This window comes from Marinobacter sp. SS5-14b (genome assembly GCF_030541005.1).
In the GTDB taxonomy this organism is placed as follows: Bacteria; Pseudomonadota; Gammaproteobacteria; order Pseudomonadales; family Oleiphilaceae; genus Marinobacter.
Window position 1 is genome coordinate 328,880 of the sequence record NZ_JASSVM010000002.1, and the last position, 21,435, is coordinate 350,314.

Genomic DNA, 21,435 nt, shown 5'->3' on the forward strand with positions numbered 1-21,435 from the left:
CGTTTATTTCCGGTCTGCGGACGCGCTGGCGCTCCACCACACCACCGCATTGTCGTCGGCCTGGTTGACGCAGTTTGCCGGGTTGGCGACCGTCGGAACATCCTCCGGACTGTCATAATCGGCGGGGTTTGCATTCGGATCGGGAACCCTGGAGGGCTCCTCGTTTGACGTGTAGATCCGTACCTCGTTCATGGCGTAGTTCAGCTCCACCCTGAGGCAATCGGGGCTGGTATCCTCAAGAATCACACCGTGCCGGCTCAGGTCGACCACCTGCTGTTCGCTGTTTTTGATGAACAGTGTGTCTTTCTGGGCTTCGCCGACAAATTCCTGCCGAAGTTCAATGCCGCCATAGTTACGGCTGACAAAATCCGCCGTCGCCAGTTCTGGCTGGTTGTAGCCGATGCTGGCGAACGACAGCGCATTGAATCGTGACCCCGCCAGTACGCTGACCAGCTCGGGTTGTTTGGCTTGTTGATCCTCACTCACACTGCGGGCAACGTATTGCGCGGTTCGGTAGACCTTTTCATCAAGGTTATTGTTGTCCGGACCTTTGGGCAGGTAACGCCAATCCAGAGTCTGGTAGTACCATTCCCGGTTGTTCAGGGGGGCCTGATTATTTTCGGCCTCCTGGTCAACAAAGCGAATCATCGCATCGGCACTGCGGGTGTTGTAATTGCCAGCCTGGCCCTCGGCTATCCGGTTACGAATATAATTCCGGCCTTCATCAAAGTTGGCAACCTGGCCAACGCTGATCACCTGGTTGATGAGATCCAGTGGATTCCGGACTTTCGTGTAGCTCTTGCCGTCTTCTGCAGGTGTTGCACCGATGAAGCGATCAATATGGCGGCGAACTTCTTCAACGGTTTGCTGGTTGGTGGGGGTGTTGTCCACACCTGAGGGCTCAATGCCGGGATAGTAATCGCCGAAGCGGGTGTGGCTCAACGTATCGGGGGCCTGGTCGGTGTTGGCCAGGTTGAAGGTTGAAAACCGCAGGTTAACATCGGTGGCCGGGTTCAGCGTCGATGAGCCCGAGCTTTCCATGCCGCATCCCGACAACGACGCAACCGCGGATGAAATAACAGCAAAAAGGCAGGAATGTCTCATTTCAGGCGGCCCCGGGGTGCGAAAGTCGTTGTGAACGGCTAAAGTGACGTGTGCTGACAATAAACGATAAAGCACGCAGCTGCCCGCGCGGAGATCACATTTTGCAGCAACGGTTTGCCGATGCCCCGATTCGGGTGGTTCTTACCTTTCTGGTTCTGGCAGTTTTTGCCCTGCCCGCCCTGGCTTTGGCGCAAAGTGGTTGTCGCGATGGCCAGCTGGTTCTGGCTGACAGCACGGAGAGTATCCGGGATCTGAACGGTTGCCTTGCGTACCTTGAGGACCCGGGCCAGAGCCAGACCATCGAGCAGGTGCTTGCCCTCAGCCCGGATCGGTTTACCGGCCATGAGGGCGGTGTACTGAATTTCGGCTACACTGATTCCGCTTACTGGACCCGCTTTGATCTGAGCACCCGTCAGCTCGACCGTCCGTCTGACTGGATACTGGAGCTGGCGCTACCACTGGTAGATGAAGTCCGGCTTTATCTGGTGCGCGACGGTCGGCTGATTCGCGAGCGCAAGGCCGGATACTACGACAACTGGGACGACCGCGACCTGGCGGTGCCCAACCCGACGTTCCGCCTCAAACTTGATCCGAACACCACCACCACGGTTTTTCTGAGAATTACCAACACCAATGCGTTCCGGCTGCCCATTACCCTTTGGCATCCCGACAGCTACATTGAAAAGGTGTCCATCGACGAGGCTGTCCGGGGTGTATTGCTCGGTTCCATCCTGGCCATCCTGGCCTATAACCTGTTTGTTGCTGTGTCAGTTCGTGAGCGCAGCAATATCTATTACCTGCTGTACCTGGTGTGTGCCGCAGTGTTTACTGCCAACGAGCAGGTTCACGGGGTGCAATTGCTCGATAGCCGCCCGGCATTGCTGAGCAAGGAATACCTGCATTTCCAGATTATCCTGACCTGGTTCTTCGGGTTGTTAATGGCCCGTTCTCTGCTGGAAACCCGACAACGATCGCCGGATCTCGATCACGTCATCATGCTGTGCCTTTATTCGGTGGTGGCTACCTTTGTATTGTCGATCTTCATTCCGTATTCGGTGGCCATGGAATGGATTCTGGTGGGATCCATCCTGCTCAGTATTATTCTGATTGTGGTGAGCTACCTGTCATGGCACTACTACAACCCGGCTGCCCGGGCTTACTTTTTTGCCTGGACTCTGGCCCTGACCGGTTTCGGAATCTACGCCCTGACGGTTATGGGCTATCTCCCTCTGAACACCTTTACCACCTACACCCCACAGATCGGGCTGACCGCGCAGATCATCCTGTTTTCCTTCGCCCTTGCCGATCGCATCAAGCAGGTGCAGGGTGAGGCGCTGGCCTGGAACAAACGGGCACTGGCCAACCTGCGCCGTTATCAATCGTTGTTTGATAATGCGATTGAAGGCGTGTTCCAGATGTCACCTGACCGGCGTTTTGTCACGGCAAACCCGGCGATGGCCGAGCTGCTGGGATACAACAGCAGTCGTGAGCTGCTTAAGCAGAATCCGGATGTACTGGACACCTGTATTGCAGATGAACGGCTGCGTCGTCTGGTGGTGGAACAGTTGGAGGCGAGGGGTACCGTCAAGGGCATTGAAGCCCGCTATCTGACCCGTCATGGCGAAGAGCGTTGGGCAACCATCTCCCTGCACACGGTGTACGATGCCGAGGGCCTGCCCGTGCACCTTGAGGGTACCTGCATTGACGCCACCGAAAGCCATCAGCGCCTGCAGATTGAGCGGGAGCGAGAGCAGGAGCGACTGGAAAAAGAGCTTGCCCGTAATTCGGCCCAGGCGAAAAGCCAGTTCCTGGCGAACATGAGTCACGAAATACGAACACCGCTGGCGGCGATCATCGGTTACGGAGAAACCTTGCTCGACCCGGACCTGAACGAAACCGAGAAACGCGGCAGCGCCGAAACCGTGGTTCGCAGCGGGCGGCACCTTTTGGAACTGGTCAACGACATTCTGGATCACTCGAAAATCGATGCCAACAAGCTGGATGTCGACGTGGTGGCGGTTAACCTGCCGGAACTGCTGGACGAAATAAGAGCCTTCTTTGCCCCGAGGGCCAGGGAGAAAGGGCTCGACTTCAGCATTATTTGTGATTATCCGTTACCCGAAAAAATCCAGACAGACCCTACGCGCCTCCGTCAGATCATCATCAATTTGTGTGGAAATGCGCTCAAATTTACTGAAAATGGCTCCATCTCCCTGATTATTCGCTGTGACCGGCAACAGGAGACGCTCTATGCCCGAGTGGTCGATACCGGCATTGGCATGAAGCCGGAACAGATCGACCGGTTGTTTGATCCCTTCGCCCAGGGCAGCACCACGATTTCACGACAGTACGGCGGAACCGGCCTGGGCCTGAGCATTTCCCGGCGGCTTGCGGAATTGCTGGGAGGCAACATCCGGGTGACCAGCACATACGGCGAAGGCAGTGAGTTCGAGGTGTCCATCAGCACAGGCAAGCTCGGTGATGTGCACTTCCTGCGTAATGCCTCGGAGTTTGGCCAGCGCCGCCGTGCCATTACCATGGTGATGGCGCCGCGGCTCTCCGGCCGGATTCTTTGTGCCGAAGACAATGAGTTGAACCGGCGCCTGGTATCTTTACTGGTCAGCCGCACCGGTGCAGAACTGGTGCACGTTACCAATGGTGCCGAGGCGCTTGAGAGAGCCATCAGGGAACCGTTCGACCTGATTCTGATGGACATCCAGATGCCGGTGATGAACGGCCGTGATGCGACGGTTGCCCTGCGTGAGGCCGGCATCAACACCCCCATCATTGCCCTGACCGCCAATGTCATGACCGAGGACATCGCCGAGTATCGCCTGGCAGGCTGTAACGAGCACCTGGCCAAGCCAATTGATAAGCGGCGCTTTTATGAAACCCTGGCCCGGTATCTGACACTGTGCCCGGACCAGGGAGTGCCTGGCGAGCGTCGGTACACGGGCCGGGTCCTGGTGGCTGAAGATAACGACGATAACCGGCGGCTGGTTGAGCGTATGCTCCGCCGGACCGGAGCCGAACCGGTGTTGGTGGCGTCGGGGGACGAAGCCGTTCGGACCGCCCTGGCGGATACGGTTCAGCTGGTGCTGATGGACCGTCACATGCCCGGAATGGATGGCGTTGCCGCGACCCGCTTGTTGCGGCAGGCTGGCTTCCGCCGCCCGATCATCGCTTTTACCGCTGGCGACCAGTCAGAGAACGATGCCTTACTGGATGCGGGCTGTGACGGTGTACTGAACAAGCCGATTGACCATGGTCACTTGCAGGCACTGCTGGACCGATATCTGCACGCCGAAGCGCCTGACATGGATACGGTTGATGACGATATCGGGGATTTGTCCATGCGCTTTGTGGCCGGGCTTCCGGCCCGGCAGCGGCGCATGAACGGCGCTGTGCAAACCCGCGATCTGAGCGCTTTGCAGCTTGAAAGCCACCAGATCAAAGGGACGGCTGGCGCAATGGGATACCCGCTGCTGACGGAGCAGGCCACAGTGTTGGAGCAGGCCTCCAGAGACGATCCTCCGGACTGGCTGCGCATAGACTCAGAGCTTGCAACGTTCAACGATATGATAGACCGGGCCCTGGCAGAATCCGGCCAGAAAACCGAGACCACACAGGAACAGGCTAATGACTGATAACCGACACCAACAGGAACAGTATTCGTTGAGCATGATGTACGGCACCTACGCTGACATCCTGTTTGTGCTTTTTCCGTTTCTGGTCATCGCCATGCAGCGGCTATGGGATGGTAATCTCTATCACACGCTGATGCAGCCTGATCTCAGTATTGCAGCAGCAATACTGGCCGGCCTGGCGATCGGCAAGTTTGTGCTGGGGCTGGTCACCAATCAAGACCTGGGCCGGTACAAGGAGCGTATTGTATTCTTCATCGCGCTGACCCTGTTTGTGGTGCTGGGGCCGGCCATCATACTGTTGCTGAGTATGACCAGCAACGCGGAAATTCCCGGCTTTGTGGCATTTGTGCAGCCCATATTGCTGATTATTTCGATCTCGCTTTACACCACTGCAGTGAGCATCGCCAACATTCTTACCCGGGCGACACGGGCAAGGCACAGTGACGGTGACGGGGACAAACCGTTTCCGGGTGCGGCCAGCGAAAGTGGTCGCCCTGTCCCGCCGCCCCTGGACTTGCCCCGAAGAACTGGACACGAATCCTATTGAGTGATCGGGAAAACCGAGGAGACACCGGATGACAGATCTCAGAGTACTGGTAGTAGAAGACGACCCACTGATGCGCGAACGGTTAGTGGATATGCTGTACAAGGCTGGCGCCACACAAGTGGCAGAATGTGCGGATGCTGCCTCGGCGAGAGCTGCGTTTGATGCCAGTGAGTTTCATATTATTTTGCTGGATCTGGGCCTGCCGGATGGCAATGGCCATGAACTGATGACCGGATTCAAAAAAATTCGCGAAAACCAGCATATTGTCCTGGTGACGGCGGACGATTCGATCGAAAGTATTCAGCGAGCGATCAGCGCTGGCGCCAATGGTTATGTGGTGAAGCCCTACTCCCAGGAAAAAATTCACGATGTGGTGAACAACTACGCCATGGTGCATGGCGGTGATATCGCAGCAATCGAAGGTCTGAACCGGCACCATTGACCGGTTCAGCCTGTTCAGGCGCCAGGTTATGCCACCTGGCGGGCTATCCAGGAATTGTAGCGGGTGGCCAGGGCTCTGACGTAACGAGCCTCAGCGCCGTCGAGATTGCTCAGTACGCCTTTGAAAATCCAGCCGCGTTCATACACCCCCAGGACCCGCTGCTCGTCATCCAGGTTGACCCGTTGGTTGAGCTTCTTGCAAATGGCATCGAGTAGCGGCAGTTTTTCCGGGCGCTTGACCGGAAGGTTGCGGTTACTGATCGGCTGGTTGGCGGCCCGCCTGACGGGTTGTCTTTTCATGATCTTCTCCTCACTTTTTGCGGCTGCAAAAACAGAAAACCCCGGAGCCTGAAGCAACCGGGGTCTGGCAGAGAAGCTGCCCCGGTCGCTTCAATGGCTCCCGGGACTGGACCGAAAGCCGTTAGATGTCTTTTACCATGGCACGCAAGGCCTGCCCTGCTGGGCAACCGGCGTTTGAATAAACGGTGTATTGGGTCATCATTCGGGTCATATCGGCTCTTTGAATTCGATTCGGTCATCAGTGTATAGGCTATTGCCTGGTTTGCAATAGGCGGGCTTCTTCGGCAAACCCCTACAGACGTTTCAGGGGCTGGTGACGATAATTCTCTCCGTCACGTGTTTTTACGTTGTGCAATCCTCAATACCTGATGCTCAGGTGTTGTTTGGATCTCTCCTTTCTGACGCAGCCGTTTTGGCTGCGTTTTTTTTCGCCTGAATAACAGCGACGGTGCCGGTCTCGGTTATTTCGTAGCCACTAATTCGTACAGTTTTAACCGATGGAATTGGCGATAATTCAAGCATTGAATGATCGTCTTTTTAAACACGCCAAGAGGTTGAAACCTAAGAAAATGCCCGAAGACCCCGGACCCGCCCAAAACAGATTCCGTTCAGATTTTGTGGTCGAAATGGCGCTGATTGCTGCCGTCAGCATCTACCTGGTGATTGCCCAGGGGCAAGCGGTTGGCGAAAGTCTTGCCTTTACCGTGACCGGCGCTGGCCTGATGGCGCTGGCGACCTACTGGACGCTGCACACGATACGTGATGGCCTGGAAGTTATTGCACTGCGGCTTCGCCCCGGCAAATAACCCGATCCCAGGTGTGGTGCAGAATAAGCGCATCGTTGGCGGCCCGGTGAACCGGCAGGCCGAGATCGGCGATCACGCCCTGGCGAACACCGGCCCACTGCTTGACCTGCGCGTGATCTAGCAGCATGGAAACGGACTCCAGCTGAAATGACGGAGTTGTCCCGGCCGCCCGGTACAAGCGGTGCAGCCAGAAGCTGTCAAAGGTCCAGGCGTCACAAAACACCTGGCAGGACAGCAACAGTGCGTTGAGCTCTTCAGCCACCTGCATCACAGGCACGCCTTCATTCTCCAGCTCTGCCCTGGTGATCCCGTGAATGGTTTCAGCGCTTTCGGACCAGTCTTTCCAGCTGCCGTGGGGCCGAATAAGCCAGCTGTGCAGCGTACCGTCAGGCATACATATACCGACCTCGATCGGGTAGCTGGCGATCAGGTCAAGGCTGGATGCTTCAAAATCTATAAATGCCGGGCTTGTGTTAACTGTCATTGAGCGGATGCTGATTGTTGTTCGCTTTCATCTGAGTTTACTCCCGATCTTTCTCTCACGCGAACCCAAGCGGCTGCTGCGCTGTTACAATATGCCCATGATTTATAAAACCCCGATGACAATTCCCCTTGATACCCTGGTGATCGCTCCATGACTGACACAGTTGTCGTTATCTACTCCGGAGGCATGGACTCTTTTACCTTGCTCCATCTGGCTCGTGCGCAGGGCTGCGAAGTCCATGCCCTGTCGTTTAATTATGGCCAACGCCATTTACGGGAGCTGGATGCTGCCCGCGCGGTGTGTGAGGCTGAAGGCATTCCCCATAAGGTGATCGATATCCGGGCCATGAGCGACGTTATGGCCGGGTCAGCCCTGACCTCCAATGTGGAGGTGCCGGAGGGTCACTACCAGGAGGACAGCATGAAAGCCACAGTTGTGCCCAACCGGAATATGATTCTGCTGTCACTGGCTACCGGTTACGCCGTCACGGTGGGTGCGCAAGCGGTTTGGTACGGAGCCCATGGCGGCGATCACGCGATCTATCCGGACTGCCGGCCGGAATTTGTCGAAAAAATGGACGCCGTCTGTCGGGTGGCTAACTATGAGCCGGTGGCGATCAAGGCGCCATTCATGGCCATGGATAAAGGCGAGATTTTGGCTGAAGGTCTGAAACTGGGCCTTGATTACAGCCATACCTGGACTTGCTACAACGGCCGTGAGCAGGCCTGTGGCCGATGCGGCTCCTGCGTGGAGCGACTGGAAGCCTTCGCTGCCCATGGCCTTGAAGATCCGCTGGCTTATGAGAGTAATGCCTGATGTACCGGGTGAAAGAGGCGTTTTATACCCTGCAGGGCGAGGGCGCCCAGGCTGGCCGGGCGGCGGTCTTCTGCCGGTTCAGTAAATGTAATTTGTGGAACGGCCGGGAAAGGGACCGAAAGACTGCCGTCTGTGATTTCTGTGACACAGATTTTGTCGGAACAGATGGTCAGAACGGTGGTCAGTTTGAAACCGCGGAAGCTCTGGCGGACCATATTCGCAACCTCTGGCCGAAGGCACCTGGCAAGCCTTACGTAGTGTGTACCGGCGGGGAACCGCTGCTCCAGCTGGATGCGCCCCTGGTGAAGGCCTTTCACGAGGCGGGTTTTGAAGTGGGGGTGGAAACCAACGGCACTCTGCCGGCTCCGGAAGGCATTGACTGGCTTTGTGTCAGCCCCAAGGCCGATGCCGAGGTGGTGATCACCGAATGCGATGAACTGAAGCTGGTTTTTCCGCAGTTGCTGGCGCCGCCGGAACGATTTCTGGACCAGATCCGTGCCCGGCACTACTTCCTGTCGCCCATGGCCTCAGCCTCCGTCCCGGAAGCTGGCGACGATCCGATCAAGCAGAGCAATACCCGAAAGGCCACGGACTATTGCCTGGCTCATCCGCAATGGCGGTTAACGCTGCAGATGCACAAGATCATTGGAATCGACTGAGGCTGTTGAACTCAGGCGCTTTCCAGCAGTTCATTCGCCCGGGTACGATAGTGGCTGGGGCTCAGCCCGGTCCAGCGTTTGAAGGCCCGGGTGAAGTTGGCGGCGTCGGCATAACCCAGCGCATCGGCAATCTGACTCAGATTCATACCGGTGCTGCCAAGCAGGTCACGGGCGCGATCCAGTCGCACCTGGTCAACCAGGCTCTGAAAGCTGGCATCCTCTTCCTGAAGTCGACGCTTGAGGGTTCTCTCGGATACAAACAGGGTGCTGGCGACCCTTGCCAGTTTCGGCGGAAAAGGGTGGCTGGCCTCGATGACCCTCCTGACCCGGCAGGCAAATCCGGAGTCTTCCTCCAGGGCCTTCAATGCTTGTTCACACTGCTCCCTCGAGCTGGCAGCCAATTGCTCGTTACTGAATCTTACCGGCAGGCTCAATTGGGCGACCGGGATCACCAGAGCATTCTCGCTGGCGCCGTACTCCACCGGAATGCTGATCAAACGGCGAAAACGGTGGAAGTGACCGGGTTCCTGTCCTCGTCGTACCACCCGCACGCCCGGTACGGCGGTACCGGTTAGTTGCGCCCCCATCGACACGCAGCCAAACAGTACCGCATCGAGCACAAAGCCCAGAATCGGTCCGAGTTCTGCGTTGCAGGTCACGGAGTACCAGGCATTCTGACCGGACATCTGTTTACGCACCTCAAGATGGGGTACCCGCAGCGTAAGGTATCGGGTCATCAGCTCGAGCGCTTCTTCCAGAGTGCGACTGCTCATGACGGCGGTGCCAAGGGCACCGTGTAGCGGCAGTTTCAGCTCTCTGGCCAGAAGTATGCCCAGCCCGGGCTCGCCGCTCTCAACGATGGCCCGGGTAACGAACTCGGCGGCCTGCGCCTGGCTGACCCGGAGATCAGTTGAATTGAGGCGGGCCGGGTCCAGGCCGACCCGAAGAATCAGGTCTCTTTCATCCACACCAAGGGTGTGGAGCAACTCGGCCAGTGTGTGCAGATAGATGGCCGGCATGCCCAGATCTTGTGAGGTAGATGCTAAGGCGCCCATGAGTTTCCTCGTCAATGACTGTTGTTGTTATGTTAGTGGTTCTGATTATCACCCGTTGGTGGCCTCAGCCCCATGACTTCACTGACGGGTCAACAGGCCAGAGGGGCCAATTCGAAGGCCCCCCGGAGCTCTTTGTCTACGAGCTATGGCGGTCGATAAAGGCTTTTAAAACAGCCGCAGAGCGGCCCGGGGCTTCCAGCATCGGCAGGTGTCCGACACCCCGGAATACGTGAACTTCCGCGTGGGGTGTTGCGGTGCCGAACCAGTCAACACAGCGGGTTGGGGTGATGACATCTTTGTCGCCCCATTGCACCTGAAGTGGCGGCGTTTCAGGCCCAAGATAGCGGGCCGGTGCCAGAGCATCGGAAAGCATGTCGTTAAAAATGTGCCGAAGCGAAACCTGCCGCTGCAGGAGGTCTGTCCCCAGCAGACCGGTCATGGCAACACCCGGTAGGGTCGGCTTACCGTTACCGACGCTGTTGAACATCCGGTAAACACCTGCCCAGTCACCGGGGATGAGGATGGCGTCCCGGTCGGATTTGAACGGGGCATCGATGTCGACGTCAGCGTGTTCCGGAATGCCGGCGCTGTTCAGCAGGGTAACGGAGCGAGGTGGCGTCTCCAGAGTGTGGGCAAGCACCGAGGCAATGGCGCCGCCCATGGAGCTGCCGGCAATATGCAGGTTGTCAGTGGCATACCCGGAGAGCCATTGGCTGAGCCTGTTTGCCTGGCTCTCGTAGCCGTAGTTGGCATCGCTGTGGTACTGGCTTTCACCGAGACCGGGCAAATCAGGCACCAACAGGTGCCAGTTGGCAGGCAACCGCTGCATCCACAGCCCCCAGTTTTCCTTCATGGCGGCAAAGCCGTGTAACAGCACCAGCGTGGGCCTGCCAGGTCCGGGCTGGCCCCGCTCAAGAAACACCATCCGGTGGCTATCAACCAGAGCTTCCTGTCTGCGGGCACGTAGCAGCCACCGTTGCCCGATGCGGGCCGCAGGCCATAAATTGGGGGCGGGAATTTTCATCAACGCGATAACCTTTTTACTGTGTATCCGGCCCTCAGTTTAACGGGCAGGCCCCCCGGTACTATTGCCGCACTGCCTGCGCCCGCTGGCAGCAAGGCCACCGTAATGGCCGGGCCTCAGAGTTGCAGATCAATGATCAGCGGGTTGTGATCTGAGGTGCGCCATGGGCCGGACAGATCCGGAGTGTGCTGGTAGTCGAGGGCTTTGGGTTCGTCGGCGTTGATGTTCCATGTTTGCGCTGCGCTAACCTGTGGCAACAGGCCGGGGCTGGCGAGTGCGTAATCCAGTGCGCCTTTTTCCCCCCGGTAACGGTAGCTGTGTTGAGGGCAGTCATCCGGTTGGCAGGGATGGAAATTATGAACAAGGCTCACGAAGCCTGCTTTACGCAACACGTCAACGGGGGTTTCACGAGCATAGCTGTTGAGGTCGCCGGTGATCAGCGTGCCCACAGGATTTTCAGAATCGGGCCGCGATTCAAGCCAGCGGGATATGGTTTGGGCTTCCTGAGTGCGGTAATGGGTGAAGCAGCCCTGCCCGTCGTGCTGGTCAGTGTCCTGGCCTTTCGCCCGACGACAGGATTTGGATTTCAGGTGGGGGACCACAACACGCACCGACTTTCCGCCGTTGATGGGGCGGAAAATCTGTACCAGTGGCGGCCGGCCACGATGGCGGTAAGCGCCGGACGTTAGTCGCTGGGGGGACCCCTCCGGAACCACACGGTCGCGCCGGAACAGCAAGGCCGTGCGAATGGCATCGGAGCCATCCTGGCCGGAGGTTTCAATGAAACGCCACTGAGGCCCGAGTGTTCGTGCTAGCTGAGCCAGGGCGCTGGCTTGGCTGTAGCCATCATTCTCCAATTCAGTCAGAGCAAGGATGTCCGGTTTGCTCAGCGAAAGCGCGCTGGCGATGCGCCTGGCCTGGCTGGCATGTGCGTGGGCACTTTCTGCGCCTCTGGGTGTCGGGAAACCGCCGTTGGTACCATTCCCGTTGAAGTAGTTTTCCAGGTTCAGAGCAACAATTCTGGTGTGGCTTCCGGAGGGCGGGGGCGGCGCCGCTGGTCGCGACTGTGGGCGGGTGAATGTCGGCTGCTCCATGGGCTGGACTCGCCATTGATTGAACCGGTAGTCCAGCACGCCGTTCAATCGAGTAACTATGTCACCGGCACGTATCGTGTTTTCGGCACCTTGCTCCAGCCACGGCACCGGCCTTGGATTCCTCAAGCTTTTGCCGTCGTCCAGCACCACTCGGTGATAGGCGTTGTACCGGGATTGACGAACGGCGCGAGGGCCGGGTTGCAGGTATTCGGTGGGGGTTACCTGATCAGTGTGTGCCAGCGTTAATTCACCAAACCGGGCCAGGTTGTAATGGTCTGTGACCGTGAGCGGGCGGGTGAAACGCACGCGCATGTTTTCCAGGCTTTCGGGCGTGTGGGACCAGGGTAATGACACCTCAATCGGCTTGGGCAAAGGCGCCTGGCCGCAGACCTTCAGGCGGCTTACATTGACCAGCTCAGTGAGTGTGTGAAATTCCTTTACGGAACCAGTGAGGCGCAAACGCTGCCCCGGGCTTGCCTTGCGCCGGGTGTACACAAAAAGCGCTTCTGATGTGGCGGCGTTGTTGTCGGTTTCGGCGTCAGCTTGCTGAAGGTAAAAGCCGTTGAAACCACCCTTGTAACCTGCTGTGTGGGTGACAATGCCTTCAACTGAAACCGTTTGGCCTGCCAGTGGCGATTCCGGGCCCTTGCCCTGAATCTGGTGAATGCCGGTGGCGGGATCGCCGCAGGCGTCAGCGGCTGCCATTGCCGGCAGTACTGCGCCCATGAGCAGTACTGAGGCAATGGTCAGGGTAAACAGCGGTTGTTTGGTCACCGGGCCAGTCTATCAGAGACCGGCCACCGCTTTCAGTGCCCGTTCCCGCTTGCTGCCAAAGCCAAGTCGGTCCGGGTTGGCCAGCTCGAGCTGCTGAATGAGTGGGTCCGGGTGATTGTTTTCAAAGCTTATGCCCAGCTGTGACAGAACGTAAGGAGCGAGCGCTGCGCGGGTTTTCACCTGCAGGTAGCCGTTCTCCATACCGTAGTCATGGGCGATGATTGTCTGTTGGGCGTCGGTCAGTCTCTGATCTGGCACGATGTCGAGGGTAATGGTGCGCTGCCAGTCTTCATCCTGTTGCGCGGTGTGTCGGGATTTCTGTCGCAAGGCTTCAGGCTTGCCCTGGAAACGGCTCAGGGCAAAATCCCGGAATTCCCGGTTGGCGCCACACCAGGCCCTAACGTGCCAGTTATTTCCTGTGCAAACCAGTGAGTGTGGCTCCAGTACGCTTTCAACGGCTTCGGGCCGGCTGAGCGATACGTAGCTGGCTTTCAGTTGACGGTGATAGCGGGTTGCACTGACAACTGCGCGCATGATATCCGGTGCTATGTACCTTCCGGGGGCCGGAATCACGGTATTGCCCGGCATGCTCAGTTCGAGATCTGAAAAGGTGTCGCTGAGGTTTTGCTGTTGGGACAGCAGATCCTGGTATTCGGCAACCTCGCCCCGGGTTACCACCGGTTTGAACCCGGCCGCGGGCACATAGCCCTTGAGGTGCCGGTCATAAACCAGGTTGCCGGGAGCCAGTTCTCTCAGGTACGTATTGATGTCTTTCGAGGCCTGCTGACGACCAATGCCAAAGCTGTGGCAGATATGGTTGGTGGTCAGGCGACCTTCCCAAAGTGCTATGATTTCGATGAGTCGATAGCGAAGCAGTAGATCCCAACGAATGGGCCAGTCCGTTTTCTTCATAACCAGGCGCTCATGATCAAGTAAGTAGCTTACGGCTTATGTTACTCGGTACGGCTGCTGGGTTCTGTTACGACCCATTAATGTAAAACAATGTCAAATCAATACTATTGTAGTACAAGGTCTCGGCAAGTCCCTAGTGCCCGGTAACCGGCGGGCTGATTAAATAGCACCCAGCTGGCAATTAATGATGTTGCTATTCTCTTTGTGTGTTTTCTCACCGTTATTGCGGAGTTCCCAATGACCAGAATGGTCGCATCTTTGTCAGCCCTGATCCTGAGTATCGTGTTTCTGGTCAGTGGTAACGCCTTTCTGATGACGCTGCTGGGTATTCGCCTGAGTATTGAGGATGTCTCGCCGGATGTGATCGGTTGGGTGCTGGTGTGTTATTCCATCGGGTTTGTGGTTGGCACCCTCTACGTTCACAAAATCATCGGCCGTGTCGGGCATATACGGGCGTTTGCGGTCTTTGCCGCGATGGCCGCTGTGGTCTCCCTGATGTATCCGATGGCGGTTTCGACACTGTTCTGGGCCGTGTTGAGGGTCTTATCCGGTTTCAGTGTTGCCGGCGTGCTGGTGGTGATTGAAAGCTGGTTTTCCAGCCGCGCCACCAATGCCAATCGTGGTTCGATGTTTGCCGTCTATCAGATTGTCTTCTATCTCTCCGCCGCAGGTGGTCAGCTCATCGTGAATGTGGGCAACCCCTCCGACTTCCTGCCGTTTTCTCTGGCGGCCATTCTATTGACCCTGGCACTGATTCCGCTATCGCTTACCCGAATGGAGGCGCCACCGATTGAGCAGACCAGCCGAATGTCTGTGTTCAAGCTTGCCCGGGAATCGTTTTCGGGCGTTGCCGGTGCCTTGATCAGTGGCGTGCTGATTGGTGGTTTTTACGCCATGGGGCCGGTTTACGCCACCATGGTGGGGCTGGATGTCGCGAAAACCTCAACCTTTATGGCGAGCGCAATTATTGCAGCCATGTTGTTGGCCTGGCCCCTGGGTCTGGTATGTGACCGGTTTGACCGCCGGCGGGTCATGTTCTGGGTCGCCTTGACGGCCGCGTCTTCAGCTACGGGTGTTGCCGTTATGGGCGCGACCAACCTGGCTCTGCTTACGCTGCTGGTGGGACTGTTTACCGGGTTGTCGGCCACGCTGTACCCGATTGCTGTAGCCATTACCAATGACCGTATGGACAGCAACCGCATTGTCGCTGCCAGTGCGACTTTGTTGCTGAGCTACGGCATTGGCAGCGTAATCGGCCCGATAACCATGGCCGAACTGATCAACCTGCTGGGACCGTCCGGCCTGTTTTATGGCAATGCCGGTTTCCTGGTATTGCTGGCGGTTATTACCAGTTACCGCATCACTCACACCGAAGACGTGCCGGTGGCAGAGCAGGAGCACTTTGTTCCTGCGATGCCGGAAGCGTCTCCGGTGCTTTCAGAAATTGATCCGCGGAATGAAGAATTTCACGAGTCGCCGGAAGTTGAAGAAATGCAGGAAGAGATCCGTCAGGCGAGCTGATAGGCCTTTTGGTTGTCTTGCATTACATTTCCGGATTGTTATTTGTATTTATTACAATGGTTAGCTTACTATTGTTGAACTTTCAATAAAGTAAGCGCCATGGTGGTTGTCGGGGTCTACCCGGGGCCGGGCCTTAATCAGGAGTGAAAACCATGAGAGATCAGTTTCCGTTTGCTGTTGCCCGTGTTACCCGTCGCTGGCGGAAGATGTTGGATGAGCGACTGAAAGATCTGGGCGTTACCCAGGCCCGCTGGAGCACCATGGTGTATCTGCAGCAGGGCGGCGAGGGGCTCACGCAAAGAGAGTTGGCGGGCCTGATGGCGATTGAAAACCCGACGTTGGTTCGCCTGCTGGACAGCCTTGAAGAGCAGAATCTGATTGAACGCAGGCCTTGCCCGAACGATCGCCGGGCTCGCAGGTTGCACCTGACCAAAGCCGGCGTCGATTTTATGGAAGAGTTGTCAGAGCGGGCGGCGACTCTGCGTGAAGAGATGCTGGACGGCGTTTCCGACAAGGACATTGAGTGTGCCCTCAAAGTTTTCCATAAGATCATGGAAAACGCCGAAAAGCAGAAGTAAATCTTGCCGGATAATTCCGTAGAGGGTCTGAAAGCCCGATATGGTGACCGCTGGCGCTGGCTGGCGGTGCTGACCGTGGTGCTCGGAACCATGGCAACGGTGCTCAGTGCCACCGTGGTCAACGTCGCTTTGCATGACATCATGCTTGAATTCGGGATTCGTCAGGGCCAGGTGCACTGGCTGGCGACCGGCTTTATCGCCGCAATGACCACCACCATGCTGGCCTCGGCCTGGTTGCTCGACCGCTTTGGCGTGCGGCTGACGCTGGCCTTCGCCATGGCGCTCTTCACGCTGATTTCGATTGCAGGCGGCTTTGCGGATACACCCGGGCAGCTGATTGTCGCGCGTATAGGCCAGGGCGCCATGGCCGGTCTTATGCAGCCGATGGGCATGTACCTGGTGTTCAGGATCTTCCCCGCGAACCGCCGCGGCCAGGCCATGGGCATCTATGGCATGGGTGTCATTCTGGCACCTGCACTGGGGCCGGTACTGGGTGGCTTCCTGGTGGACCAGTTCAACTGGCGCTACGTGATGTTCGCACCCGCACCGGTGACCTTGTTGGGGGTGTGGATGGCGTGGCGTTTCCTGCCTTTACCGCGCTCCCGCCCTGCACCTTACCCTTTCGATATCGTCGGCCTGATCTTGCTGGGCACCACCATTGCTTTGACACTGGACACCCTCACCCGGCTGCAGGCACTGACTGGCCAGGAAGTTCGCATTGTTATCCAGGCGCTGGCGGTTCTGGCCTTGCTGGTCGGTTTCGTCATACGAGAGCGCAGGGCGAGGCACCCGCTGGTCAATCTTGTCTTGCTGCGCCAGCCCGTGTTCCTGTTTGCGACCCTCGGCGCCATGGCGTTGGGCCTGGCGTTGTTCGGGTCAACGTATTTGATCCCCCTGTTCGTGCAGACCACACTCGGGTTCTCTGCCACTCAGGCCGGGCTGCTGATGTTGCCCGCCGGTGTTGTGCTGGGCATCATCTTTCCGCTGGCCGGAAGGTTGGCAGACCGGCGCAGTGCCCGCAGCCTGGTGCTGTTTGGGATTCTTGTTTTTGCAGTCTCTGCGACCTTGTTTGCGTTGACCGGAGAGTACGCCGGGTTCGGCTGGCTGGCCTTCTGGGCAGTTCTGGGCCGGATAGGTATCGGCTTCATGCTACCAGCTCTGTCCACCGGTGCTCTGAACCCACTGGCGCCGGAGCAGTTGGGTGCGGGTTCCAGCACAATCAACTTCGCGCGGCAATTGGGCGGAGCGCTGGGCGTGAATGTGGTGGCGTTGACCATAGAGTTCGGGCCGCATCAAGGTGGCGTGCCGACGTTTCAGGCGTTTGCGTCGGCCTGGTGGCTGGTTGCGGCTTTTGTGGCGCTGGCGGCCCTTCCGGTCTGGAAAATGAGGGCCTGATGGCCAGCACAGTACGCCAGGCCGATCTGGGGTATCATCGGGATAACCGTGGTGAACTCCTGAGCCTTGTGCAGGTCTCTCAGTACGGAATGAATATAAACAGGAACCGAGTGTTATGCAGTTGAAATACTGTTTCGCCCTGATGCTGAGCCTGGTGTTGGCTGTACCGACGCTTCAGGCCAGTGATCAGCCAGCCCCCGGACAGGCGGCTGGCGCAGAGTCGGAAACAAAGCCGGACCGCTCTCCAAGAGTGCCAACCTTCCCGGTGAAGGGCGATCTGGCGGGTGAGTTGCAAGTGTTTACCACGTCCTATGAAGACACCTTTGCCGGCATTGGTAATGAACAGGCCATGGGCTATCTGGAACTGGTCAAGGCCAATCCGGGTATAGATCCGTGGTTACCGGGCGAAGGCACCATGATCACTCTGCCCAGGATGTACATCATGCCGGACACGCCCCGCGAAGGCATTGTGATCAACCTGGCGGAATACCGGCTGTACTATTTTGCCGAAGATGGCGTACAGGTTTACCCGGTCGGGGTGGGCACCGAAGAGAACCCGTCGCCGCTCACCAACGCAAAAGTCACTATGCCCCTTGAGTCTCCAGCCTGGTATCCCCCTGCCAGCATCCGGGCCGAGTATGAGGCGTCGGGCGATTACCTTCCCAAAATGATCCCGCCAGGCCCGGGCAATCCGCTCGGCACGCATGCGTTGATGTTGAGTGAGAAAGGCTACCTGATACACGGTACCAACAAGCAATTCGGTGTGGGTATGGCGGTCAGCCATGGCTGTTTCCGTATGTATAACGAGGACATATCCCGGTTTGTCTACCAGGTTGAAAAAGGCACGCCGGTGCAGGTTATCCGTGAGCCGGTGAAAATCGGAGTATCCGGAGGCGAAATCTGGCTTGAAGTGCATCGGCCCCGTGAGGATTACACCGCGAAAGACCGGGAACAGCTCTGGCGGGAGGTGATGGAAAAAGTGGAAGCCTTCCAGCAAAGGCACCCGGAGATTCAGGTGAAGCGCCAGTCTATTGAAGTGGCCGTGGATCAGGCGGATGGCATACCGACTATGATTGGTGAGAAGCTCACCCGGGTGGCTGCGGAGGAAGGCGGTGATACGCCGGAAGCCGACACCAAACCCGAGCAAACACTGTACTTTTGACCGTCCTGAGTGGGACTGCCACAGGGAACCCTTGAGATGACCAGAACTATTCTGATTACCGGTGCCAGCTCCGGCCTTGGAGAAGGCATGGCCCGGGAGTTTGCGGCCCGGGGCGACAATCTGGCGCTGTGTGCCCGCCGGACTGAGCGGCTGGATACCCTGAAAGCCGAGCTTGAGAAGGCCCATCCGGGCATTACCATCGGTGTGCGGGCGCTGGATGTAAACGATCATCCCCAGGTGCGCGAGGTGTTTCAGGCTTTTCGGGCGGACTTCGGCACGCTGGACCGGATCATTGTAAACGCCGGCATCGGCAAGGGGCAGCCCTTGGGGACCGGCCGCTTCGACGCCAATCGGCAAACCGCTGAAACCAATTTTGTGGCCGCCCTGGCACAGATCGAATCGGCGATGGAAATCTTCCGGGAACAGAACCGGGGCCATCTGGTGGCCGTATCTTCTGTGACGGCTGTGCGGGGAATGCCGGGAAATGTCACCACCTACGCGGCCACCAAAGCCGGGCTGGCGGTTCTTTGTGAAGGCTTGAGGGTCGAACTGAAAAAGCACCGGTCACCAATCCGGGTAACCACGTTGTACCCGGGATATATCCGTACCGAAATCAACGAGAAGGTTAAGAACACGCCTTTCATCGTCGATGCACAAACCGGTTGCCGTGCTATGGTGAAAGCCATAGAGGCCGGGAAAGCGGAACATTTTGTACCGGCCTGGCCATGGACTCCGATTGGCTTTGTTCTGAGGCGCCTGCCGGAGGCCTTGCTGGCAAAAATGTTCTGACCACCTTTGTGGGAGGGCAAGATGCTGACACACCGCAACAAAGCCTGGCTACACAACCGCCGGGTAAGTTTCTGGCTCGGGGTGTTTCTGGCTGGCGCTCTGCTGGCTCTGGCCAGCCTGTCCTGGCAGGTGCTGGCCCAGCAGGAACGCACCCGAACCGCGTTGGTACTGTCTGTGCAGGGTGCCATTGGTCCGGCCACCATGGATTACGTAACCCGTGGCATCCAGCGGGCGGAGCAGGAAGGCGCCAGCCTGCTGATTCTTGAAATGGATACGCCGGGTGGCCTGATGGATTCCATGCGGGAGATCATCAAGACAATCCTCGCCTCCGAAGTGCCCGTCGTTTCCTATGTATCTCCCCAAGGCGCCCGAGCCGCCAGTGCCGGGACTTACATTCTCTATGCCAGTCACATTGCCGCCATGGCGCCTGCGACCAATCTCGGATCGGCAACGCCGGTGCAGATGGGCGGTCTGCCGGGCTCTGAGCCGGCGGCCCCTCCCGACGCTGAGCCCGATGCCGGCTCTGAATCGACTGAAAGCGGCATCGAGGAGCCGGATAAGCGCCGTGGCGAAACCGCGATGGAGCGCAAGGTTCTGGAAGACGCGGTCAGTTACATTCGCGGGCTGGCAGAGCGCCATGGCCGCAATGCCGATTGGGCCGAGGAGGCGGTGCGCGAAGCCGTTAACCTGGGCAGCTCTGAAGCCCTCGAGCTGAATGTCATCGACGTGGTAGCGCCGGATCTTCGCGCCCTAGTTGACGCCATTGATGGCCGGACGGTGCGGATGGCCTCCGGTGAACGCGTGCTGGAAACCACCAGTCTGGCGCTGGTTCGTTCAGAGCCAGACTGGCGCACCCGGCTGTTGTCGGTGATTACTGATCCCAATGTGGCCTACTTCCTGATGATCATCGGCTTCTACGGCATCATTTTTGAGCTGGCCAATCCCGGCGCGGTGGTGCCTGGAGTGATTGGTGCCATCTGTCTGGTGCTGGCGTTGTTTGCGTTTCAGGTGTTGTCGGTGAATTACGCCGGCCTGGCGCTGATTCTGTTGGGGCTGGCGTTTATTGTCGGTGAGGCCTTCGTGCCCAGTTTCGGGATTCTGGGAATCGGCGGCATTGTGGCCTTTGTCACCGGCTCGGTGATCCTGATGGATGGCAGTCATCGGGAGATATCCTTGCCCGCCATAGGCGGAACGGCCCTGGTGGCGGCTGGTTTTATTCTTTGGACGGTCTCTCGTTTTATCGGGCTCAGGCGGCGTCACCCGGTCACCGGCACCGAGCAAATTGTGCATGAAACCGGACTGGCGCTGGACGACTTCACGCCGCATCACCAGCAGTTCCGTGGCCATATAAGAGTCAGCGGTGAGCGCTGGAACGCTGTCAGTGAATCGGAGGTACTCCAGGGAACACAGGTTCGGGTACTTGGGGTGAGTGGGCTAACCTTGCAGGTGGCGCCCGAATCCGGCCCGGATATTCCTAACAACGGGTAACCACGAAAGGTAAAACAAGGAGGCTGTATGAATATCGGCGACCTGATTCCCTACATCGCACCGACGGTGGTACTGCTGCTGATCATTGGCTCTGCCATCAAGATCCTGCCGGAGTATGAGCGTGGCGTGGTGTTCTTCCTGGGGCGTTTCCAGGGCGTGAAAGGCCCGGGCCTGATCATTGTGATTCCGGGCATTCAACAGATTACCCGCGTGGATTTGCGGGTGATTACCCTGGATGTGCCCAGTCAGGATGTGATTTCCAAGGACAACGTGACGGTGCGCGTGAATGCTGTGCTGTACTTCCGGGTGGTCGATCCGGAAAAAGCCATCATCCGGGTCGAGGACTATGGTGCGGCAACCAGTCAGTTAGCCCAGACCACCCTGCGTTCGGTGTTGGGCAAGCATGATCTTGATGAGATGTTGTCCGAACGAGACAAACTGAACGAAGACATTCAGGAAATCATTGACGCCCAGACCGAGGAATGGGGTATCAAGGTGGCTAACGTCGAAATCAAACACGTGGACCTGAACGAATCGATGATTCGCGCCATTGCACGCCAGGCGGAAGCCGAACGGGAGCGCCGGGCGAAAGTGATTCACGCTGAGGGTGAATTGCAGGCATCAAAGAAACTGGTTGAGGCGGCCGAGGTCATGTCGGTTAATTCCGGAGCCATGCAGCTTCGCTATTTGCAGACACTGGCCGATATGAGCAACAACAACTCTTCGACGATCGTGTTTCCGTTGCCGATGGATATGATGAAAACCTTTATGCAGAATCAGAACGACAAGGCGACCGACAAGCCCGACCCGTAAAGGCGAGGCTTTCAAACGCGCACAAA

20 protein-coding genes are annotated in these 21,435 nt (G+C 57.8%); 13 read left to right on the forward strand and 7 right to left on the reverse strand.

Annotated elements, in window-relative coordinates; genetic code table 11:
- Positions 1-3 precede the first annotated feature (3 nt).
- Complete coding sequence (locus QPL95_RS05485) at positions 4-1,041, reverse strand: hypothetical protein (RefSeq protein ID WP_303289995.1); 1,038 nt, start codon at positions 1,039-1,041, stop codon at positions 4-6.
- Positions 1,042-1,205: 164 nt separating this feature from the next.
- Between QPL95_RS05485 and QPL95_RS05490 the strand changes: the two genes are divergently transcribed.
- From QPL95_RS05490 to QPL95_RS05500, 3 genes are read left to right on the forward strand one after another with little or no spacing between them, the layout of a single operon-like run.
- The gene (locus QPL95_RS05490; RefSeq protein ID WP_303289996.1) at positions 1,206-4,751 is read left to right on the forward strand and encodes a response regulator; all 3,546 of its coding nucleotides are present in this window, start codon (positions 1,206-1,208) and stop codon (positions 4,749-4,751) included.
- Entirely contained in the window at positions 4,744-5,298 is a 555-nt protein-coding gene (locus tag QPL95_RS05495; protein ID WP_303289997.1) for a hypothetical protein, read from the forward strand. Before QPL95_RS05490 ends, QPL95_RS05495 begins: the two co-directional genes overlap by 8 nt.
- A 28-nt stretch (positions 5,299-5,326) precedes the next feature.
- Complete coding sequence (locus tag QPL95_RS05500; protein WP_303289998.1) at positions 5,327-5,740, forward strand: response regulator; 414 nt, start codon at positions 5,327-5,329, stop codon at positions 5,738-5,740.
- A 26-nt stretch (positions 5,741-5,766) separates the two neighbouring features.
- On the opposite strand, the gene QPL95_RS05505 is transcribed toward QPL95_RS05500, so the two are convergent.
- On the reverse strand, positions 5,767-6,039 hold the full coding sequence (locus QPL95_RS05505; protein WP_303289999.1) for a hypothetical protein: 273 nt from the start codon (positions 6,037-6,039) through the stop codon (positions 5,767-5,769).
- Between the two features lie 569 nt (positions 6,040-6,608).
- Here QPL95_RS05505 and QPL95_RS05510 point away from each other — a divergent pair.
- Entirely contained in the window at positions 6,609-6,845 is a 237-nt protein-coding gene (locus QPL95_RS05510; RefSeq protein ID WP_303290000.1) for a hypothetical protein, read from the forward strand.
- On the opposite strand, the gene QPL95_RS05515 is transcribed toward QPL95_RS05510, so the two are convergent.
- Positions 6,814-7,329: a hypothetical protein gene (locus QPL95_RS05515; protein WP_303290001.1), complete on the reverse strand. Its 516-nt coding sequence runs from the start codon at positions 7,327-7,329 to the stop codon at positions 6,814-6,816. The two genes, QPL95_RS05510 and QPL95_RS05515, sit on opposite strands and share 32 nt — an antisense overlap.
- A 150-nt stretch (positions 7,330-7,479) precedes the next feature.
- On the opposite strand from QPL95_RS05515, the gene queC reads away from it, so the two are divergent.
- Together queC and queE are read left to right on the forward strand one after the other, a co-directional pair.
- Complete coding sequence (gene queC, locus QPL95_RS05520) at positions 7,480-8,145, forward strand: 7-cyano-7-deazaguanine synthase QueC (RefSeq protein ID WP_303290002.1); 666 nt, start codon at positions 7,480-7,482, stop codon at positions 8,143-8,145.
- Positions 8,145-8,804, forward strand: coding sequence for a 7-carboxy-7-deazaguanine synthase (queE, locus tag QPL95_RS05525; RefSeq protein WP_303290003.1), 660 nt, complete (start codon positions 8,145-8,147; stop codon positions 8,802-8,804). Before queC ends, queE begins: the two co-directional genes overlap by 1 nt.
- Positions 8,805-8,815: 11 nt before the next feature.
- Here the strand turns inward: queE and QPL95_RS05530 are convergent, their stop codons facing one another.
- The 4 genes from QPL95_RS05530 to QPL95_RS05545 form a co-directional block, all read right to left on the reverse strand.
- The gene (locus tag QPL95_RS05530; protein ID WP_303290004.1) at positions 8,816-9,859 is read right to left on the reverse strand and encodes an AraC family transcriptional regulator; all 1,044 of its coding nucleotides are present in this window, start codon (positions 9,857-9,859) and stop codon (positions 8,816-8,818) included.
- 136 nt (positions 9,860-9,995) lie between these two features.
- A complete protein-coding gene (locus QPL95_RS05535; RefSeq protein WP_303290005.1) occupies positions 9,996-10,883 on the reverse strand; it encodes an alpha/beta fold hydrolase in 888 nt (295 codons plus the stop codon).
- 116 nt (positions 10,884-10,999) lie between these two features.
- Positions 11,000-12,751 carry an ExeM/NucH family extracellular endonuclease gene (locus QPL95_RS05540; RefSeq protein WP_303290006.1) on the reverse strand — a complete coding sequence of 584 codons (1,752 nt, stop codon included), beginning with the start codon at positions 12,749-12,751 and terminating at the stop codon, positions 11,000-11,002.
- A gap of 12 nt (positions 12,752-12,763) precedes the next feature.
- On the reverse strand, positions 12,764-13,663 hold the full coding sequence (locus QPL95_RS05545) for a YafY family protein (RefSeq protein ID WP_303290007.1): 900 nt from the start codon (positions 13,661-13,663) through the stop codon (positions 12,764-12,766).
- A gap of 237 nt (positions 13,664-13,900) precedes the next feature.
- Between QPL95_RS05545 and QPL95_RS05550 the strand changes: the two genes are divergently transcribed.
- The 7 genes from QPL95_RS05550 to QPL95_RS05580 all read left to right on the forward strand — a co-directional run bounded on the left by QPL95_RS05550 (position 13,901) and on the right by QPL95_RS05580 (position 21,409).
- Complete coding sequence (locus tag QPL95_RS05550; protein WP_303290008.1) at positions 13,901-15,184, forward strand: MFS transporter; 1,284 nt, start codon at positions 13,901-13,903, stop codon at positions 15,182-15,184.
- A gap of 152 nt (positions 15,185-15,336) precedes the next feature.
- Positions 15,337-15,762, forward strand: a complete 426-nt coding sequence (locus QPL95_RS05555) for a MarR family transcriptional regulator (protein ID WP_303290009.1) — start codon at positions 15,337-15,339, stop codon at positions 15,760-15,762.
- 3 nt (positions 15,763-15,765) lie between these two features.
- Positions 15,766-17,157, forward strand: a complete 1,392-nt coding sequence (locus QPL95_RS05560) for a DHA2 family efflux MFS transporter permease subunit (protein ID WP_303290010.1) — start codon at positions 15,766-15,768, stop codon at positions 17,155-17,157.
- Positions 17,158-17,272: 115 nt separating this feature from the next.
- A complete protein-coding gene (locus tag QPL95_RS05565; protein ID WP_303290011.1) occupies positions 17,273-18,319 on the forward strand; it encodes a L,D-transpeptidase family protein in 1,047 nt (348 codons plus the stop codon).
- A 36-nt stretch (positions 18,320-18,355) separates the two neighbouring features.
- On the forward strand, positions 18,356-19,108 hold the full coding sequence (locus QPL95_RS05570) for an SDR family oxidoreductase (RefSeq protein ID WP_303290012.1): 753 nt from the start codon (positions 18,356-18,358) through the stop codon (positions 19,106-19,108).
- A 21-nt stretch (positions 19,109-19,129) separates the two neighbouring features.
- Positions 19,130-20,596: a nodulation protein NfeD gene (locus tag QPL95_RS05575; RefSeq protein WP_303290013.1), complete on the forward strand. Its 1,467-nt coding sequence runs from the start codon at positions 19,130-19,132 to the stop codon at positions 20,594-20,596.
- Positions 20,597-20,623: 27 nt separating this feature from the next.
- Positions 20,624-21,409 carry a slipin family protein gene (locus QPL95_RS05580; protein WP_303290014.1) on the forward strand — a complete coding sequence of 262 codons (786 nt, stop codon included), beginning with the start codon at positions 20,624-20,626 and terminating at the stop codon, positions 21,407-21,409.
- Positions 21,410-21,435 lie beyond the last annotated feature (26 nt).

Coding starts and splice junctions, on each gene's coding strand:
- QPL95_RS05485 (WP_303289995.1), bottom strand. CDS start 1,041: ATGGAAAGCTCGGGCTCATCGACGCTGAACCCGGCCACCGATGTTAAC.
- QPL95_RS05495 (WP_303289997.1), top strand. CDS start 4,744: ATGACTGATAACCGACACCAACAGGAACAGTATTCGTTGAGCATGATG.
- QPL95_RS05500 (WP_303289998.1), top strand. CDS start 5,327: ATGACAGATCTCAGAGTACTGGTAGTAGAAGACGACCCACTGATGCGC.
- QPL95_RS05505 (WP_303289999.1), bottom strand. CDS start 6,039: ATGAAAAGACAACCCGTCAGGCGGGCCGCCAACCAGCCGATCAGTAAC.
- QPL95_RS05510 (WP_303290000.1), top strand. CDS start 6,609: ATGCCCGAAGACCCCGGACCCGCCCAAAACAGATTCCGTTCAGATTTT.
- QPL95_RS05515 (WP_303290001.1), bottom strand. CDS start 7,329: ATGACAGTTAACACAAGCCCGGCATTTATAGATTTTGAAGCATCCAGC.
- queC (WP_303290002.1), top strand. CDS start 7,480: ATGACTGACACAGTTGTCGTTATCTACTCCGGAGGCATGGACTCTTTT.
- queE (WP_303290003.1), top strand. CDS start 8,145: ATGTACCGGGTGAAAGAGGCGTTTTATACCCTGCAGGGCGAGGGCGCC.
- QPL95_RS05530 (WP_303290004.1), bottom strand. CDS start 9,859: ATGGGCGCCTTAGCATCTACCTCACAAGATCTGGGCATGCCGGCCATC.
- QPL95_RS05535 (WP_303290005.1), bottom strand. CDS start 10,883: ATGAAAATTCCCGCCCCCAATTTATGGCCTGCGGCCCGCATCGGGCAA.
- QPL95_RS05545 (WP_303290007.1), bottom strand. CDS start 13,663: ATGAAGAAAACGGACTGGCCCATTCGTTGGGATCTACTGCTTCGCTAT.
- QPL95_RS05550 (WP_303290008.1), top strand. CDS start 13,901: ATGACCAGAATGGTCGCATCTTTGTCAGCCCTGATCCTGAGTATCGTG.
- QPL95_RS05555 (WP_303290009.1), top strand. CDS start 15,337: ATGAGAGATCAGTTTCCGTTTGCTGTTGCCCGTGTTACCCGTCGCTGG.
- QPL95_RS05565 (WP_303290011.1), top strand. CDS start 17,273: ATGCAGTTGAAATACTGTTTCGCCCTGATGCTGAGCCTGGTGTTGGCT.
- QPL95_RS05570 (WP_303290012.1), top strand. CDS start 18,356: ATGACCAGAACTATTCTGATTACCGGTGCCAGCTCCGGCCTTGGAGAA.
- QPL95_RS05575 (WP_303290013.1), top strand. CDS start 19,130: ATGCTGACACACCGCAACAAAGCCTGGCTACACAACCGCCGGGTAAGT.
- QPL95_RS05580 (WP_303290014.1), top strand. CDS start 20,624: ATGAATATCGGCGACCTGATTCCCTACATCGCACCGACGGTGGTACTG.